Origin of the sequence: Escherichia sp. MOD1-EC6300 (assembly GCF_002965045.1) — a bacterium.
Taxonomy (GTDB): domain Bacteria; phylum Pseudomonadota; class Gammaproteobacteria; order Enterobacterales; family Enterobacteriaceae; genus Escherichia; species Escherichia coli_F.
Genome location: NZ_PTRH01000007.1, coordinates 31804 through 47804 on the forward strand (window position 1 = coordinate 31804; position 16001 = coordinate 47804).

Consider the following 16001-nt stretch of genomic DNA (forward strand, 5'->3'; position numbering starts at 1 on the left):
TCTTTCCTGAGACTGTCAACGATTGAAATGAATTAATACCGGCGACATTGTACGTCGCTTTTCAGCGCAGCCCCATAAGGGTTAGCTGAATTTACAAGATGGGCGCAAAAAGAAGCCGCCCTCAGGCGGCTCCTTTTCGATAATTAAGACTGCTTGGACATCGCAGCAACTTCTGCTGCAAAGTCAGTCTCAACTTTCTCGATGCCTTCACCTACTTCGAAGCGGATGAAGCCAGTCACTTCAGCGTTATGCTCTTTCAGCAGCTGACCAACAGTTTTGCTTGGTTCCATAACGAACGGCTGACCGGTCAGAGAAACTTCGCCGGTGAATTTCTTCATGCGGCCTTCAACCATTTTCTCTGCGATTTCTTTCGGCTTACCAGACTGCATCGCGATATCCAGCTGAACCTGGTATTCTTTCTCTACCACTTCAGCGGAAACGTCTTCCGGTTTGATGAATTCTGGTTTGCTTGCAGCAACGTGCATAGCGATGTGTTTAACCAGCTCTTCGTCAGCGCCTTTAGCAGCAACCAGAACGCCGATACGCGCACCGTGCTGATAAGAACCCAGAACGTCGCCTTCCAGCGCAGCAACGCGGCGAATGTTGATGTTTTCACCGATTTTCGCTACCAGCGCAACACGTTCTTCTTCGAACTGTGCTTTCAGAACTTCAACGTCAGTGATTTTGCCAGCAACAGCTGCGTCCAGAACTTTGTCTGCGAACGCCTGGAAACCAGCGTCTTTTGCAACGAAGTCAGTCTGGCAGTTAACTTCCAGAATGATGCCGTAGTTGCCGTCGATTTTGGTTTTGATCACGCCGTCAGCAGCAACGTTGCCTGCTTTTTTCGCTGCTTTGATAGCACCGGACTTACGCATGTTTTCGATTGCCAGCTCGATGTCGCCGTTAGCTTCAGTCAGTGCTTTTTTGCAATCCATCATGCCTGCGCCAGTACGCTCACGCAGCTCTTTTACCAGGGATGCGGTAATTTCAGCCATTCTAAAATCCTCGGAGATGTGATCTGCCCGGCGTTAAACCGCACAGATATAAAAGTGAAAAAGGGGGCCATATGCAGGCCCCCTAACCAAACGTGTACTACCTGGTCTATAAGGGCTCTCCCCCCTTCATATTTCGCGCCGCAGATGCGTTGTCTTCGCTCGCTCATCCCGGTCACTTACTGATGTAAGCTCCCGGGAATTCTCGAGCTTGCCGCCTTTCTGCAACTCGAACTATTTTGGGGGAGTTATCAAGCCTTATTACTCAGCTTCTACGAAGCTTTCTTCCGCCTGGGAAGCCAGATCCTGAGAACGGCCTTCACGTACGGTTGCAGCAACAGCGCCCAGGTACAGGGTCACAGCACGGATTGCGTCGTCGTTACCCGGGATAACGAAGTCAACACCGTCCGGATCAGAGTTGGTATCAACGATAGCAAATACCGGAATACCCAGGTTGTTTGCTTCTTTGATAGCAATGTGTTCGTGGTCAGCATCGATTACAAACAGAGCGTCCGGCAGACCGCCCATGTCTTTGATACCGCCCAGGCTGTTTTCCAGTTTCTCCAGCTCACGAGTGCGCATCAGCGCTTCTTTCTTGGTCAGCTTGTCGAAAGTACCGTCCTGAGACTGAGTTTCCAGGTCTTTCAGACGTTTGATGGACTGACGAACGGTTTTCCAGTTAGTCAGCATACCGCCCAGCCAGCGATGGTTCACGAAGAACTGGTCGCAGCTCAGAGCAGCGTCTTTCACCGCTTCGCTTGCAGCGCGTTTAGTACCAACGAAAAGGATTTTACCTTTGCGAGAAGCAATCTTGTTCAGTTCAGCCAGAGCTTCGTTGAACATCGGTACAGTTTTCTCAAGGTTGATGATGTGAACTTTGTTACGCGCACCGAAGATGAACGGCTTCATTTTCGGGTTCCAGTAACGGGTCTGGTGACCGAAGTGAACACCAGCCTTGAGCATGTCGCGCATGGAAACAGTTGCCATGATTAAAACCTCTATATAAAAGTTGGGGTTATGCCTCCACGTATCCCATATTACCGACCCTAAAGGGCACCCCGGAATATGTGCCGATACGTGTGTGTTGTTACACAAAGTGAGATTGTCGCTTCCGTCCAGTCTGTGTATACGAAATGGATCGGAAGTCCGGCGCGCTTTATACCACAAATACGTCGTGGACACCAATAATTGTTGGCGCTGTGTACAGCATCAGACGATGAATTTTCTATTATAGAAAACGTTCAGTGGCACGTTTGGCGAAATTCAGAATGATTCTCAATTTGCCCGGGTGTGATACCATTGACGACACTTACATATATATTGTCGGTATCACCGACGCTGATGGACAGAATTAATGGCTATCTCAATCAAGACCCCAGAAGATATCGAAAAAATGCGCGTCGCTGGCCGACTGGCTGCCGAAGTGCTGGAAATGATCGAACCGTATGTTAAACCGGGCGTCAGCACCGGCGAGCTGGATCGCATCTGTAATGATTACATTGTTAATGAACAACACGCGGTTTCTGCCTGCCTCGGCTATCACGGCTATCCGAAATCCGTGTGTATCTCTATTAATGAAGTGGTATGCCACGGTATCCCTGACGACGCCAAGCTGCTGAAAGATGGCGATATCGTTAACATCGACGTCACTGTAATCAAAGATGGTTTCCACGGCGATACCTCAAAAATGTTTATCGTCGGTAAGCCAACCATCATGGGCGAACGTCTGTGCCGCGTAACGCAAGAGAGTCTTTACCTGGCGCTGCGCATGGTAAAACCGGGCATTAATCTGCGCGAAATCGGTGCGGCGATTCAGAAATTTGTCGAAGCAGAAGGCTTCTCCGTCGTTCGTGAATATTGCGGACACGGTATTGGTCGCGGCTTCCACGAAGAACCGCAGGTGCTGCACTATGACTCCCGTGAAACCAACGTCGTGCTGAAACCGGGGATGACCTTCACCATCGAGCCAATGGTCAACGCGGGCAAAAAAGAGATCCGCACCATGAAAGATGGCTGGACGGTAAAAACCAAAGATCGCAGCTTGTCTGCACAATATGAGCATACTATTGTGGTGACCGATAACGGCTGCGAAATTCTGACGCTACGCAAGGATGACACCATCCCGGCGATAATCTCGCACGAAGAATAAGATGAAGCCGGCGAATGCCGGCTTTTTTAATACGATAATTTAATCTTATGGGTGGCGCACAATGAATACCCTTCCAGAACAGTATGCAAACACCGCTCTCCCCACCCTGCCTGGTCAACCGCAAAATCCATGCGCCTGGCCCCGTGATGAATTAACCGTTTGTGGGATAAAAGCCCATATTGATACTTTCCAGCGTTGGCTGGGTGATGCCTTTGACAATGGGATCTCTGCAGAACAGTTGATTGAGGCGCGTACCGAGTTTATCGACCAGCTCCTGCAACGGTTATGGATTGAAGCGGGATTCAGCCAGATTGCCGACCTGGCATTGGTCGCCGTCGGTGGCTACGGTCGTGGCGAGCTGCATCCACTTTCTGACGTCGATTTACTGATTTTAAGCCGTAAAAAGCTCCCGGACGATCAGGCGCAAAAAGTGGGCGAGCTGTTAACGCTGCTCTGGGATGTAAAGCTGGAAGTGGGTCATAGCGTGCGCACGCTTGAAGAGTGCATGCTGGAAGGGTTATCGGATTTAACCGTCGCCACCAATTTAATCGAATCCCGCTTATTAATTGGCGATGTTGCGCTGTTCCTCGAACTGCAAAAACATATTTTTAGCGAAGGATTCTGGCCTTCCGACAAGTTCTACGCGGCGAAAGTTGAAGAACAGAACCAGCGCCATCAGCGTTACCACGGCACCAGCTACAACCTTGAACCAGACATCAAAAGTAGCCCCGGCGGCTTGCGCGATATCCACACTCTGCAATGGGTGGCCCGCCGTCATTTTGGCGCAACATCGCTGGATGAAATGGTAGGGTTTGGCTTCTTAACCTCTGCGGAGCGAGCGGAATTAAACGAATGCCTGCATATATTGTGGCGCATTCGCTTTGCCCTGCATCTGGTCGTCAGTCGTTACGATAATCGCCTGTTATTCGATCGCCAACTTAGCGTCGCCCAGCGTCTGAATTACAGTGGCGAAGGTAACGAACCCGTCGAGCAGATGATGAAGGATTACTTCCGCGTTACGCGCCGTGTCAGCGAACTCAACCAGATGTTGCTGCAACTGTTCGATGAAGCCATCCTCGCCCTGCCCGCCGACGAAAAACCACGTCCAATCGACGATGAGTTTCAGCTACGCGGTACGCTAATCGACCTGCGCGATGAAACACTGTTTATGCGCCAGCCGGAAGCCATCTTGCGTATGTTCTACACCATGGTGCGCAACAGTGCGATCACCGGCATTTACTCCACCACGCTGCGCCAGTTGCGCCACGCCCGTCGCCATCTGCAACAACCACTGTGCAATATTCCGGAAGCGCGAAAACTGTTTTTGAGCATTCTACGCCACCCCGGAGCAGTGCGACGCGGACTATTGCCAATGCATCGCCATAGCGTGCTCGGCGCGTATATGCCGCAATGGTCGCATATCGTCGGGCAGATGCAGTTTGACCTGTTCCACGCCTACACGGTGGATGAACATACTATCCGCGTGATGTTGAAACTGGAGAGTTTTGCCAGTGAAGAAACGCGACAGCGCCATCCGTTGTGTGTGGACGTCTGGCCGCGCCTGCCGTCAACTGAGCTGATTTTCATCGCCGCGCTGTTTCACGATATCGCCAAAGGACGCGGCGGCGACCACTCCATTCTCGGTGCTCAGGATGTAGTGCATTTTGCCGAACTCCACGGGCTGAACTCACGCGAAACACAGCTGGTGGCCTGGCTGGTTCGTCAGCACTTGCTGATGTCGGTGACAGCTCAGCGCCGCGATATTCAGGACCCGGAAGTCATCAAGCAGTTTGCCGAAGAAGTGCAAACAGAAAATCGTCTGCGTTATCTGGTATGCCTGACAGTGGCAGACATTTGCGCCACCAACGAAACACTGTGGAACAGCTGGAAGCAAAGTCTGTTGCGTGAGCTCTACTTTGCCACCGAAAAGCAGCTACGGCGCGGAATGCAAAACACGCCGGATATGCGCGAACGCGTTCGCCATCACCAGCTACAGGCGCTGGCGCTACTGCGTATGGACAATATTGACGAAGAGGCACTGCACCATATCTGGTCACGCTGTCGCGCTAACTATTTTGTCCGCCATAGCCCAAATCAACTGGCCTGGCATGCGCGCCATTTATTACAGCATGATTTAAGCAAACCGCTGGTCTTGCTTAGCCCGCAGGCTACGCGTGGTGGCACGGAGATTTTTATCTGGAGCCCGGACCGCCCATATCTGTTTGCCGCCGTGTGTGCCGAGTTAGACCGCCGCAATTTAAGCGTTCACGACGCACAAATTTTCACCACTCGTGACGGTATGGCAATGGATACCTTCATCGTGCTGGAACCCGATGGCAGCCCGCTGTCCGCAGATCGCCATGAGGTTATTCGGTTTGGTCTGGAACAGGTGCTGACACAAAGGAGCTGGCAGCCACCGCAGCCACGTCGCCAACCCGCCAAATTGCGCCATTTTACTGTTGAAACCGAAGTGACGTTTTTGCCGACCCATACCGACCGAAAATCATTCCTCGAATTGATTGCCCTCGACCAACCTGGCTTGCTGGCGCGAGTCGGGAAAATTTTTGCCGATCTGGGAATTTCGCTTCATGGCGCCCGAATTACAACCATTGGCGAGCGAGTAGAAGATTTATTCATAATTGCCACCGCTGACCGGCGTGCGCTTAATAACGAGTTGCAGCAGGAAGTGCATCAGCGGTTGACAGAGGCCCTCAATCCAAACGATAAAGGGTGATGTGTTTACTGATATGAAAAGAGTTTAACAATGCAGCAGTTACAGAACATTATTGAAACCGCTTTTGAACGCCGTGCCGAGATCACGCCAGCCAATGCAGACACCGTTACCCGCGAAGCGGTAAATCAGGTGATCGCCCTGCTGGATTCCGGCGCACTGCGTGTAGCGGAAAAAATTGACGGTCAGTGGGTGACGCATCAGTGGTTGAAAAAAGCGGTGCTGCTCTCTTTCCGTATTAATGATAATCAGGTGATCGAAGGGGCAGAAAGCCGCTACTTCGACAAAGTGCCGATGAAATTCGCTAACTACGATGAAGCACGTTTCCAGAAAGAAGGCTTCCGCGTCGTGCCACCAGCGGCAGTGCGTCAGGGCGCGTTCATTGCCCGTAACACCGTGCTGATGCCGTCTTACGTCAACATCGGCGCATATGTTGATGAAGGCACCATGGTTGATACCTGGGCGACCGTCGGTTCCTGTGCGCAGATTGGTAAAAACGTCCACCTTTCCGGTGGCGTGGGTATCGGCGGCGTGCTGGAGCCGCTGCAGGCTAACCCGACCATTATTGAAGATAACTGCTTCATCGGCGCACGCTCTGAAGTGGTTGAAGGGGTGATTGTCGAAGAAGGTTCCGTCATCTCTATGGGCGTATACATTGGTCAGAGCACCCGTATTTACGACCGTGAAACCGGCGAAATCCACTACGGTCGCGTTCCGGCGGGGTCTGTGGTTGTGTCAGGTAATCTGCCGTCGAAAGATGGCAAATACAGCCTCTACTGTGCGGTTATCGTTAAGAAAGTTGACGCGAAAACTCGCGGCAAAGTTGGTATTAACGAACTGCTGCGTACCATTGACTAAAAGTATGTACACGGGCAGCACGACGCTGCCCGATTGCTTTCTGGTTCAGAATAATTCGTCCTACTCATTCTTCTTCCCCTTTTTTAAATACTTTTTCATCTTGTTTCGGACTGTCATGTAATTCGCAAAACAAAGATAAATGTGCTAATCCATCCCATGGAATATCGCCAGAATAAAGCAGGTAATTTTTTGATTTTTACGCCATGATAGAAGTCTGGAAGAAAAAGGCTTTCTGCGATCACAGTCGAGCCGGGCGGGCCAGGCCAAATGCTAAAATAAGCACAATTTACTGACTCATTTTGAGGTAACGCTATGTACGACAATCTGAAAAGTCTGGGTATTACCAATCCTGAAGAAATTGATCGTTACAGCCTCCGGCAGGAAGCCAACAACGATATTCTGAAAATCTATTTCCAGAAAGACAAAGGCGAGTTTTTCGCCAAGAGCGTGAAATTTAAATATCCACGTCAGCGCAAAACGGTCGTCGCTGATGGTGTGGGTCAAGGTTATAAAGAAGTACAGGAAATCAGCCCGAACCTGCGGTATATCATTGATGAACTTGATCAAATCTGCCAGCGTGACCGCAGCGAGGTCGATCTTAAGCGTAAGATCCTCGACGATTTACGTCACCTGGAATCAGTCGTCACTAACAAAATCAGCGAGATTGAAGCCGATCTGGAAAAACTGACGCGTAAATAATGTCATTCTGTGGGCCGGGTAAAGTCTCACCCGGCTGTAATTTTGTAATCGACCTACCGCTCTTCATCTAGTTGCAGCGCCACATACAGCAGCAACCTGTCATCAAAATTGCCCAAATCAAGCCCGGTCAGTTCCGATATACGATTAAGCCGATACTCAAGAGTATTACGATGAATAAACAACGCCTTTGACGTTGCCAGCGGTTGCACATTGTGGCGAAACCACGCCGCCAGCGTTCGCCGCAGCAAGCCGTTATTGTCCATCGCTTTCAGCCGCGCCAGCGGTCGCGCCAGTTCGTTGGCCTGCCAGTCGCCACGCAAACTGTCTAGCAACACAGGCAACATCAAATCCTGATAAAAATAGCAGCGACTTTCGGGCATCCGCTGTTTACCCACCACCATCGTCGTTTTCGCCGTACGATAAGAGCGGGCAATACTGCCTGGTCCGGTAAAATAGTTACCCAGCGAAACGCGAAAACGTAGCTGACCATACTCTTTCATGCGGGCAATCAGTTGTTCAACTCGCTTACGATGATCTTCTGCATCCCAGCGCCCAAACGAATTCAACGCCGGTTTCAACACCACCATTTCGGTCAGTGAAACAATCGCCACCAGATTATTACGCTCGGGCGTAGTCAGCGCGTTTTGCAGTTGCTGTAACTCCGCCATTGCGCTATCCACGCCAAGTTGACCGCTATCGACCTCAACAATAGCCACCACTCGCGGTTGATTGAGATCGATCCCCAACCGTTGCGCCCATTCAGTGAGTGCGGGAGTATTCTCCTCCGCCTGAATCAGGTTCATCACCAACTCTTCCCGCAAACGGCTATCCTGCGCCAACAGATGCATCAACCGCGACTGTTCCAGCATCATTTCAGCCGTCATGCAGACCAGTTCGCCATATTTACGCAGATTCTCTGGTTCACCAGTCAGGCCGATTACGCCGACAATTTCACCTTCCAGCCGTAATGGTAGATTAATCCCCTGCCGCACACCGTGCAGATGACGTGCCACCGCGTCATCGATATCGACGACTCGTCCCTGTGAAAGTACCAGCAATGCACCTTCGTGCAATTCACCAATACGCTCACGATCGCCGCTGCCGATAATACGCCCGCGGGCATCCATTACGTTAATATTGGTATCAATGATGCGCATGGTGCGCGCCACGATATCCTGCGCCATTTTGGTATCAAGATGCCAGCCAGCCATAAGTCCTCCGTTATGCACGGCTTAGCATAAGGAAGTACGTAACGTACGGCATTGTGCAAATGCCCAAAGGATGAGGAAGATGTATGGAGTTGTGGTGAAGTTCACAGATTGTAAGGAGAACCCCTTCCCGTTTTCAGGAAGGGGTTGAGGAAGATTACTGCATTAACAGATAGATGGTGCTGTCGCCGCGCTGAATATTCAGTGCCAGCACAGACGGTTTGCTGTCGAGAACTTTACGCAGTTCAGCGATGTTTTTCACTGCCTGCTGGTTCGCACCAATAATCACATCACCTTTCTTCAGGCCGATCTGCGCAGCTGGAGTGCCCGTTTTCACGTTGTTCACCACCACGCCCTGATCTTTGCCTTTGTTGCTCATCTCAGCGCCTTCAATGCCGTTGAAGATGGTGCTGGAATCAACCTGATTCTGGCTGCTCTGCTGCAGTTCCAGGTTCACGTTAACCTGCTTCCCGTCGCGCAGTAAGCCCAGGGTCAGTTTGCTGCCTACCGGCATAGTGCCCACCTGAGCACGCAGTGCGGCAAAGCTGCTGATTGGCTTACCGTTCAGTGAGGTGATCACATCACCCGCTTTAATGCCCGCTTTCGCGGCGGAAGAATTCGGCAGAACCTGGCTTACGAAAGCACCGCGCTGGGCGTCAACTTTCATCGCTTTCGCCAGATCGGAGTTCAGCTCAGTCCCCATAATACCCAGCTCACCGCGTTTCACCTGGCCGTATTCCACCATCTGCGAGGTCAGGTTTTTCACCATGTTACTCGGGATAGCAAAACCGATACCGATGTTGCCGCCGTCCGGTGCGAGGATCGCGGTGTTGATACCGATCAGTTCGCCGTTCAGGTTAACCAGCGCACCACCGGAGTTACCACGGTTGATCGCAGCATCGGTCTGGATGAAGTTTTCATAGTTTTCGGCATTCAGACCGCTACGCCCCAGCGCAGAGACAATCCCGGAAGTTACCGTCTCACCCAGACCAAACGGGTTACCAATTGCTACGGTGTAATCACCCACGCGCAGTGCATCAGAATCCGCCATCTTAATTGCGGTCAGATTTTTCGGGTTCTGGATCTGGATCAGCGCGATATCAGAGCGCGGATCTTTGCCAACCATCTTCGCGTCGAACTTACGACCATCGCTCAGCTGGACTTTAATCACCGTCGCGTTATCAACAACGTGGTTGTTGGTGACGACATAGCCTTTATCGGCATCAATGATGACGCCGGAACCCAGCGCCATGAATTTCTGTTGCTGGCCGCCGCCATTACCGCCCTGGCCCCCCTGGCAGAACGGAGAGCTCTGGAACGGAGAACCTTCCTGGCAGAACGGAGAATCATCACCGAAGAACTGCTGGAAATTACGCGGCATACGCGGCGTATTAACGGTTGTGCTACCTTCTACGTTAATGCTGACCACTGAAGGCATCACCTTTTCGAGCATCGGTGCAAGGCTTGGCATCTGCTGGGCTGTCGTTGCTGAAGAAGTCTCAGCCGCCGTTGCAGAGAGCGGAGATAACGCCAAACCTAAACTCAGAGCCAGTGCACTCAGTGCTAATGTGGTTTTTTTCATGTATTTCAGTCTCGATTAACAGATAACGCAAAATTGCTGTGTTCTTCAGATTCGTTTTATAGCGCGAAGTTCCGAACTAAAGTTTCTGCAAAAGGTAAAAATTTATTGTTCGTCTTTACAAAAGCCTGGTTATTGTTCTACGGCCATCAGACGTCGGTATTCATCCCAGGCATAGAGGTCGGTCATACCGCTGATATAATCCTGCAGCAGGCGGCAACGGTAATAATATTCCCATAGCGGAAACTCAGGAGAATCTGACGGTAATTTACTGACAGCCTCGACATAGGCCAGCCGATGGCGCGTCGAGAGTTTGTGGAATAAGCGCGATTCAATAGGGAAACGTTTCACCCGTTCTTTTTCTACCAGTTCAGTAAAGTCTGATAACGACAGGCTTAATAAAGGGCGATAAATCTCTAATAATCCGCTAATGACCCGATAGCCCTGCAATTCAAGCTGCTCGACATCTGGATGGCTAAACACATGTTTTACAGCGACATTTTTATATAGCTTTAGAAGATCGCTGCATTCGCTGGCATCTTCCAATAATGCATGATTAAACGTTCCGGCGAAAATCGCAGGCAGATTATCAATAAATCGTTGTGCCGCGTAGGGTACCAGTTTATTTAGGGTGTTTACCCGTAAATACATAAAAAACTGATCTTCCGTACTGCGGCTTAAACTATTTGAGCGTGATTTTTCCCAGGCATTTTCAACCACCAGCGAAAAGAGCGAACCTTTCTCATGCTGGCCCCACGCTTCGTGCAAATGATGATAAAGCTGCTCAACGCTGAATATTCTTTTCTCTACCGCATCTTCAAGATCTGCCACACAATAGGAGATGTCGTCGGCAGCTTCCATAATCCACGTTAATGGAAAACGACTGTAAAGCGCCAAATTAAGTTCTTTACGCAACCGGGCAATATAGGCTTCTTCAGAAAGATAATAACCCGGCTTTTTCATTAAATAGTGATGTGTCTCAGGCGTTTCACCACGCCACCACGCCGGACGAGTATATTTTAAAATACCGCCAACCTGTGCCCAGGTGAGATTCATCCGCATCAATGTATGCACCAGACGAATGCCTTGTGCATTCCCCTCAAAATGACATAAGTCCTGACGTATTTTGCGCCGCAGCTCGTTAAGCGGTTCTTCCCCGTCCCGTAAACGTAGTGCTGCCACGCTGCAGCGATCGTCAGTCAGAGGCTGGCTTTCGGCATCAGCCGGATACAAACGCTGGCGAAACCAGTCATTTATCGCCGCTTCGCCAAAATGGCCAAACGGCGGATTGCCGATATCGTGCATCAGGCATGACATCTCAACAATACTTTCAAAAGGGCCGGTCAGTTCATCCAGACCATACTCTTCCAGTAATTTAAGCTCTTTCAGACGGCTTAAAATTTCTTTGGCGATGTAGCGCCCCACCTGCTGGACTTCCATTGAATGGGTAAGACGCGTGCGCACGGCGGCATTTCGCTCCAGCGGAAAAACCTGGGTCTTTTGTTGCAGACGACGAATTGCCGGAGAGTTGATAATACGCCCGCGATCGCTCTCAAAGATTCGCAGGATCTCATGTTCGGTTTTAACGCCCTGTGGTGAACGGTAACGACGATGCCAGTTTATTTTTTTTCGGAAATCAATCTGTGCCATGTCCTCTCCCGCGTGAGAAATACGCTTCCCCGTAAGCGCATGGTAAACTATGCCTTCAAATCGGGCTTATCGCGAGTAAATCTATGAAAATCGGCATCATTGGTGCAATGGAAGAAGAAGTTACGCTGCTGCGTGACAAAATCGAAAACCGCCAAACTATCAGTCTGGGCGGTTGCGAAATCTATACCGGCCAACTGAATGGAACCGAAGTTGCGCTTCTGAAATCGGGCATCGGTAAAGTCGCTGCGGCACTGGGTGCAACTCTGCTGTTGGAACACTGCAAGCCAGATGTGATTATTAACACCGGTTCTGCCGGTGGCCTGGCGCCAACGCTGAAAGTGGGCGATATCGTTGTCTCGGACGAAGCACGTTATCACGACGCGGATGTCACGGCATTTGGTTACGAATACGGTCAGTTACCTGGCTGCCCGGCTGGCTTCAAAGCTGACGATAAACTGATCGCTGCCGCTGAGGCCTGCATTGCCGAACTGAATCTTAACGCTGTACGTGGCCTGATTGTCAGCGGCGACGCTTTCATCAACGGTTCTGTTGGCCTGGCGAAAATCCGCCACAACTTCCCGCAGGCCATTGCTGTAGAGATGGAAGCGACGGCAATCGCTCATGTCTGCCACAATTTTAACGTCCCGTTTGTTGTCGTACGCGCCATCTCCGACGTGGCCGATCAACAGTCTCATCTTAGCTTCGATGAGTTCCTGGCTGTTGCTGCTAAACAGTCCAGCCTGATGGTTGAGTCACTGGTGCAGAAACTGGCACATGGCTAAGTCACTGTTCAGGGCGCTGGTCGCCCTGTCTTTTCTCGCCCCTCTGTGGCTCAACGCCGCACCGCGCGTCATCACGCTTTCACCCGCCAACACTGAACTTGCTTTTGCCGCCGGGATCACGCCGGTTGGGGTCAGCAGTTATTCCGACTACCCTCCACAAGCGCAAAAGATTGAGCAGGTTTCAACCTGGCAGGGGATGAATCTCGAACGCATTGTGGCCCTTAAACCCGATCTGGTGATTGCCTGGCGTGGAGGTAATGCCGAGCGGCAGGTTGGCCAGTTAGCTTCGCTGGGAATAAAAGTGATGTGGGTCGATGCGACAAGCATTGAACAAATTGCCAATGCGTTACGTCAACTGGCCCCCTGGAGTCCACAACCAGACAAGGCCGAACAAGCCGCACAATCCCTGCTGGACCAGTACGCACAATTGAAAGCGCAATATGCTGATAAACCTAAAAAACGTGTTTTTCTGCAATTCGGCATTAATCCGCCATTTACCAGTGGAAAAGAGTCGATTCAAAACCAGGTACTCGAAGTTTGTGGCGGAGAAAACATCTTTAAAGACAGCCGGGTTCCCTGGCCGCAAGTTAGCCGCGAACAGGTGTTAGCACGCGCGCCACAGGCGATTGTCATTACAGGCGGACCGGACCAAATTCCTAAAATCAAACAATACTGGGGTGAACAGCTCAAAATTCCCGTTATTCCTCTCACGAGTGACTGGTTTGAACGTGCAAGCCCACGTATTATCCTCGCTGCACAACAGCTCTGTAATGCGCTTTCACAGGTAGATTAGCGCCTGATCTTTTCAGGTGCTCAGTGGGGATTGAACAATGCTCGTCTATTGGCTGGATATAGTCGGCACAGCGGTATTTGCCATCTCCGGCGTTTTGTTAGCCGGAAAATTGCGTATGGACCCTTTTGGTGTTCTGGTACTGGGCGTGGTTACCGCAGTAGGCGGCGGGACAATTCGCGACATGGCGCTGGATCACGGCCCGGTCTTTTGGGTGAAAGATCCCACCGATCTGGTTGTTGCAATGGTGACCAGCATGCTGACGATCGTGCTGGTGCGCCAGCCAAGACGCTTACCGAAATGGATGTTGCCGGTGCTGGATGCCGTTGGTCTGGCGGTGTTTGTCGGCATTGGCGTGAATAAAGCCTTTAATGCGGAAGCCGGTCCGTTAATCGCGGTTTGTATGGGCGTCATTACTGGCGTTGGCGGCGGGATCATTCGTGATGTACTGGCCCGCGAAATCCCCATGATTTTACGCACAGAAATCTACGCAACGGCCTGTATTATCGGCGGTATTGTCCACGCTACGGCTTATTACACATTTTCCGTACCACTGGAAACAGCCAGTATGATGGGCATGGTCGTGACGCTATTGATTCGGCTGGCGGCTATTCGTTGGCATCTTAAGCTACCGACGTTTGCGCTGGATGAGAATGGGCGTTGAAGAGAGAAGATGTGCCGGATAGTTTATCCGGCACATGAACAACAGATTAGATGCTGAAGGAAGAACCGCAACCGCAGGTGCTTTTCGCGTTCGGGTTGGTCACGATGAAACGAGAACCTTCCAGACCTTCGGTATAGTCAACGGAACCGCCGACCAGATATTGCAGGCTCATCGGGTCAACCACCAGGCCAACGCCCTGTTTTTCGATGGTCATATCGCCTTCGTTCACCTGATCATCAAAGGTGAAACCATACTGGAAGCCGCTGCAACCGCCACCGGTGATATACACGCGTAATTTCAGATTCGGGTTATCTTCGTCAGCGATCAGGCTTTTAACTTTGTTGGCTGCTGCGTCGGTAAACTCCAGCGGCAGTGCTACGTCATCACTCATATTTTGCTCCAAACGACATCGGCAATTGGGCAAATTCTAACCCAATAATAATCGCCATTATCTAATACCCTGGTATTTCGTTCAAGTATTCTCGCTGGCTGATGCGGCCTTGCTTCGCGCCAGTTGCTCAGCTTCCTGTTTCGCCAGCGTGCGTGCAAGAATCGCCGAGTATAGCGGTTTCCCACCGGTAAATTGTGCTAATAGTGTTGCGCCAAGACCGGTAATAATCATTGGCAAAATGAGCTGATAGTTATCGGTCATCTCCAGAACCAGAATGATCCCCGTTAACGGCGCGCGAATAGAAGCCGCCAGTAACGCCCCCATTCCGGCAATAGCAAACGTCCCCGCCTCAAGGTGATATTGCGGAAACAGCTCAACGGCAACCATTCCGAAAGCGGTACCCAGCACAGTACCCAGCGCCAGCATAGGGGCAAAAATACCGCCCGGCGCACCGGAAGAGAAGCAAAGTAAGGTAGTAATGACTCGCGCGACGAAGATAAACACCAGCATTCCCATGCTGAAGTTCCCCGCCGTGGCGATAGGAATCAGGTTAAAACCGCCGCCCGAAGTTGCTGGTGCCACAAACCCCAGCAATCCACACAGACCGCCAATCGCACCGCCCATTATCACCCATTTAGTAATATTGCCGCCGTGCACACGGTGCAGTAAATCCTGCATCCCCAACACCCATTTATTAAAAATGGGGCCGAAAATGCCAAAAATAATACCGAGGATCAGATAAAGCCATAGCGTATTAAGCGGCGCGTCAGAAAGTTTACCGACGTCAATCAGCGCAACTTCATGATTAAAAATCCGGTACATAATGGTCGACATAATGACGCCAATAAATACCGCTTTAATCGAAATTAATGTATAGCGAAACTGCGGACGCATCTCTTCGATAATAAACAAAATACCCGCCAGCGGCGCATTAAAGGCCGCAGCCAGACCCGCTGCTGCACCGGTTGCCAGCAGCGTATGGCGCGCTTCATCACCTTTCAGGCGGAATATATCAAGCACCATCCGACCGATATTACCGCCGATCTGCACGGTTGGCCCTTCACGCCCCAACACCATGCCGCCGCCGAGTGTCCCAAGCCCGCCAAAGAATTTCACCGGCAATACACGCCACCAGCGAACGGGACGTTGATCTTCCAACGCCCCTTCAATTTCCGGGATCCCCGAGCCACCGGCTTCCGGCGCGTATTTGCGCACCAAAAAGTAGCCGAACATCGCCAGCACTGCCGAACAGAGAAAAGCGACGGTTAACAGTAGCGGATAATTATCGGCCGTATGGACCAGCGCCCCCATGCGTTGGTTCTGTAACCAGGCGACGCCTTTGTCAAAAGCAACCGCTGCCAGCCCGACAAGCGTGCCGACGACGGCAGCCATAAACAAAATAGCTAACGGGGTTTTATCGCGCTCAAGAAGTTGGCGAATCAGTTGTCTGCGTCGCAGGCGCGCAGCCTGTGGTGTTTCTAAAGAGGGAGTATCAGTTTTCATCCAAT

15 protein-coding genes are annotated in these 16001 nt (G+C 51.2%); 7 read left to right on the forward strand and 8 right to left on the reverse strand.

Annotated elements, in window-relative coordinates; genetic code table 11:
- Positions 1 to 143 precede the first annotated feature (143 nt).
- Positions 144 to 995: a translation elongation factor Ts gene (tsf, locus tag BGE37_RS12435; protein WP_000818114.1), complete on the reverse strand. Its 852-nt coding sequence runs from the start codon at positions 993 to 995 to the stop codon at positions 144 to 146.
- Positions 996 to 1253: 258 nt separating this feature from the next.
- Entirely contained in the window at positions 1254 to 1979 is a 726-nt protein-coding gene (rpsB, locus tag BGE37_RS12445) for a 30S ribosomal protein S2 (protein ID WP_000246882.1), read from the reverse strand.
- A gap of 367 nt (positions 1980 to 2346) precedes the next feature.
- On the opposite strand from rpsB, the gene map reads away from it, so the two are divergent.
- From map to BGE37_RS12470, 4 genes are all read left to right on the forward strand, one after another.
- Positions 2347 to 3141 carry a type I methionyl aminopeptidase gene (gene map / locus BGE37_RS12455; protein ID WP_001018200.1) on the forward strand — a complete coding sequence of 265 codons (795 nt, stop codon included), beginning with the start codon at positions 2347 to 2349 and terminating at the stop codon, positions 3139 to 3141.
- A 61-nt stretch (positions 3142 to 3202) separates the two neighbouring features.
- The gene (gene glnD, locus BGE37_RS12460) at positions 3203 to 5875 is read left to right on the forward strand and encodes a bifunctional uridylyltransferase/uridylyl-removing protein GlnD (protein WP_105288060.1); all 2673 of its coding nucleotides are present in this window, start codon (positions 3203 to 3205) and stop codon (positions 5873 to 5875) included.
- Positions 5876 to 5905: 30 nt separating this feature from the next.
- Positions 5906 to 6730: a 2,3,4,5-tetrahydropyridine-2,6-dicarboxylate N-succinyltransferase gene (gene dapD, locus BGE37_RS12465; protein WP_001186656.1), complete on the forward strand. Its 825-nt coding sequence runs from the start codon at positions 5906 to 5908 to the stop codon at positions 6728 to 6730.
- Positions 6731 to 7042: 312 nt separating this feature from the next.
- Positions 7043 to 7429: a DUF3461 family protein gene (locus BGE37_RS12470; RefSeq protein WP_000272188.1), complete on the forward strand. Its 387-nt coding sequence runs from the start codon at positions 7043 to 7045 to the stop codon at positions 7427 to 7429.
- A gap of 53 nt (positions 7430 to 7482) precedes the next feature.
- Here BGE37_RS12470 and cdaR read toward each other — a convergent pair whose 3' ends face one another.
- From cdaR to dgt, 3 genes are all read right to left on the reverse strand, one after another.
- Entirely contained in the window at positions 7483 to 8640 is a 1158-nt protein-coding gene (gene cdaR / locus BGE37_RS12475) for a DNA-binding transcriptional regulator CdaR (protein WP_000929430.1), read from the reverse strand.
- A gap of 154 nt (positions 8641 to 8794) precedes the next feature.
- The gene (gene degP / locus BGE37_RS12480; RefSeq protein ID WP_000753942.1) at positions 8795 to 10219 is read right to left on the reverse strand and encodes a serine endoprotease DegP; all 1425 of its coding nucleotides are present in this window, start codon (positions 10217 to 10219) and stop codon (positions 8795 to 8797) included.
- Positions 10220 to 10348: 129 nt separating this feature from the next.
- Entirely contained in the window at positions 10349 to 11866 is a 1518-nt protein-coding gene (dgt, locus tag BGE37_RS12490; protein ID WP_105288061.1) for a dGTPase, read from the reverse strand.
- Positions 11867 to 11949: 83 nt separating this feature from the next.
- Between dgt and mtnN the strand changes: the two genes are divergently transcribed.
- Genes mtnN through BGE37_RS12505 form a run of 3 tightly spaced genes read left to right on the forward strand, consistent with a single transcriptional unit; the run spans position 11950 to position 14102 of the window.
- Positions 11950 to 12648, forward strand: a complete 699-nt coding sequence (gene mtnN / locus BGE37_RS12495; protein WP_000689844.1) for a 5'-methylthioadenosine/S-adenosylhomocysteine nucleosidase — start codon at positions 11950 to 11952, stop codon at positions 12646 to 12648.
- Positions 12641 to 13441: a vitamin B12 ABC transporter substrate-binding protein BtuF gene (btuF, locus tag BGE37_RS12500; protein WP_105288062.1), complete on the forward strand. Its 801-nt coding sequence runs from the start codon at positions 12641 to 12643 to the stop codon at positions 13439 to 13441. Before mtnN ends, btuF begins: the two co-directional genes overlap by 8 nt.
- Positions 13442 to 13478: 37 nt before the next feature.
- The gene (locus BGE37_RS12505; protein WP_000964221.1) at positions 13479 to 14102 is read left to right on the forward strand and encodes a TRIC cation channel family protein; all 624 of its coding nucleotides are present in this window, start codon (positions 13479 to 13481) and stop codon (positions 14100 to 14102) included.
- A 46-nt stretch (positions 14103 to 14148) separates the two neighbouring features.
- Here BGE37_RS12505 and erpA read toward each other — a convergent pair whose 3' ends face one another.
- From erpA to clcA, 3 genes are read right to left on the reverse strand one after another with little or no spacing between them, the layout of a single operon-like run.
- Positions 14149 to 14493, reverse strand: a complete 345-nt coding sequence (gene erpA / locus BGE37_RS12510) for an iron-sulfur cluster insertion protein ErpA (protein ID WP_001295564.1) — start codon at positions 14491 to 14493, stop codon at positions 14149 to 14151.
- Positions 14486 to 14551 carry a small protein YadW gene (yadW, locus tag BGE37_RS25170; protein WP_120795373.1) on the reverse strand — a complete coding sequence of 22 codons (66 nt, stop codon included), beginning with the start codon at positions 14549 to 14551 and terminating at the stop codon, positions 14486 to 14488. The genes erpA and yadW overlap by 8 nt, the downstream gene beginning before the upstream one ends.
- A 23-nt stretch (positions 14552 to 14574) precedes the next feature.
- The gene (clcA, locus tag BGE37_RS12515) at positions 14575 to 15996 is read right to left on the reverse strand and encodes a H(+)/Cl(-) exchange transporter ClcA (RefSeq protein ID WP_088541428.1); all 1422 of its coding nucleotides are present in this window, start codon (positions 15994 to 15996) and stop codon (positions 14575 to 14577) included.
- Between the last annotated feature and the right edge of the window lie 5 nt (positions 15997 to 16001).

Coding starts and splice junctions, on each gene's coding strand:
- rpsB (WP_000246882.1), bottom strand. CDS start 1,979: ATGGCAACTGTTTCCATGCGCGACATGCTCAAGGCTGGTGTTCACTTC.
- glnD (WP_105288060.1), top strand. CDS start 3,203: ATGAATACCCTTCCAGAACAGTATGCAAACACCGCTCTCCCCACCCTG.
- cdaR (WP_000929430.1), bottom strand. CDS start 8,640: ATGGCTGGCTGGCATCTTGATACCAAAATGGCGCAGGATATCGTGGCG.
- btuF (WP_105288062.1), top strand. CDS start 12,641: ATGGCTAAGTCACTGTTCAGGGCGCTGGTCGCCCTGTCTTTTCTCGCC.
- tsf (WP_000818114.1), bottom strand. CDS start 995: ATGGCTGAAATTACCGCATCCCTGGTAAAAGAGCTGCGTGAGCGTACT.
- BGE37_RS12470 (WP_000272188.1), top strand. CDS start 7,043: ATGTACGACAATCTGAAAAGTCTGGGTATTACCAATCCTGAAGAAATT.
- map (WP_001018200.1), top strand. CDS start 2,347: ATGGCTATCTCAATCAAGACCCCAGAAGATATCGAAAAAATGCGCGTC.
- erpA (WP_001295564.1), bottom strand. CDS start 14,493: ATGAGTGATGACGTAGCACTGCCGCTGGAGTTTACCGACGCAGCAGCC.
- BGE37_RS12505 (WP_000964221.1), top strand. CDS start 13,479: ATGCTCGTCTATTGGCTGGATATAGTCGGCACAGCGGTATTTGCCATC.
- degP (WP_000753942.1), bottom strand. CDS start 10,219: ATGAAAAAAACCACATTAGCACTGAGTGCACTGGCTCTGAGTTTAGGT.
- clcA (WP_088541428.1), bottom strand. CDS start 15,996: ATGAAAACTGATACTCCCTCTTTAGAAACACCACAGGCTGCGCGCCTG.
- mtnN (WP_000689844.1), top strand. CDS start 11,950: ATGAAAATCGGCATCATTGGTGCAATGGAAGAAGAAGTTACGCTGCTG.
- dgt (WP_105288061.1), bottom strand. CDS start 11,866: ATGGCACAGATTGATTTCCGAAAAAAAATAAACTGGCATCGTCGTTAC.
- dapD (WP_001186656.1), top strand. CDS start 5,906: ATGCAGCAGTTACAGAACATTATTGAAACCGCTTTTGAACGCCGTGCC.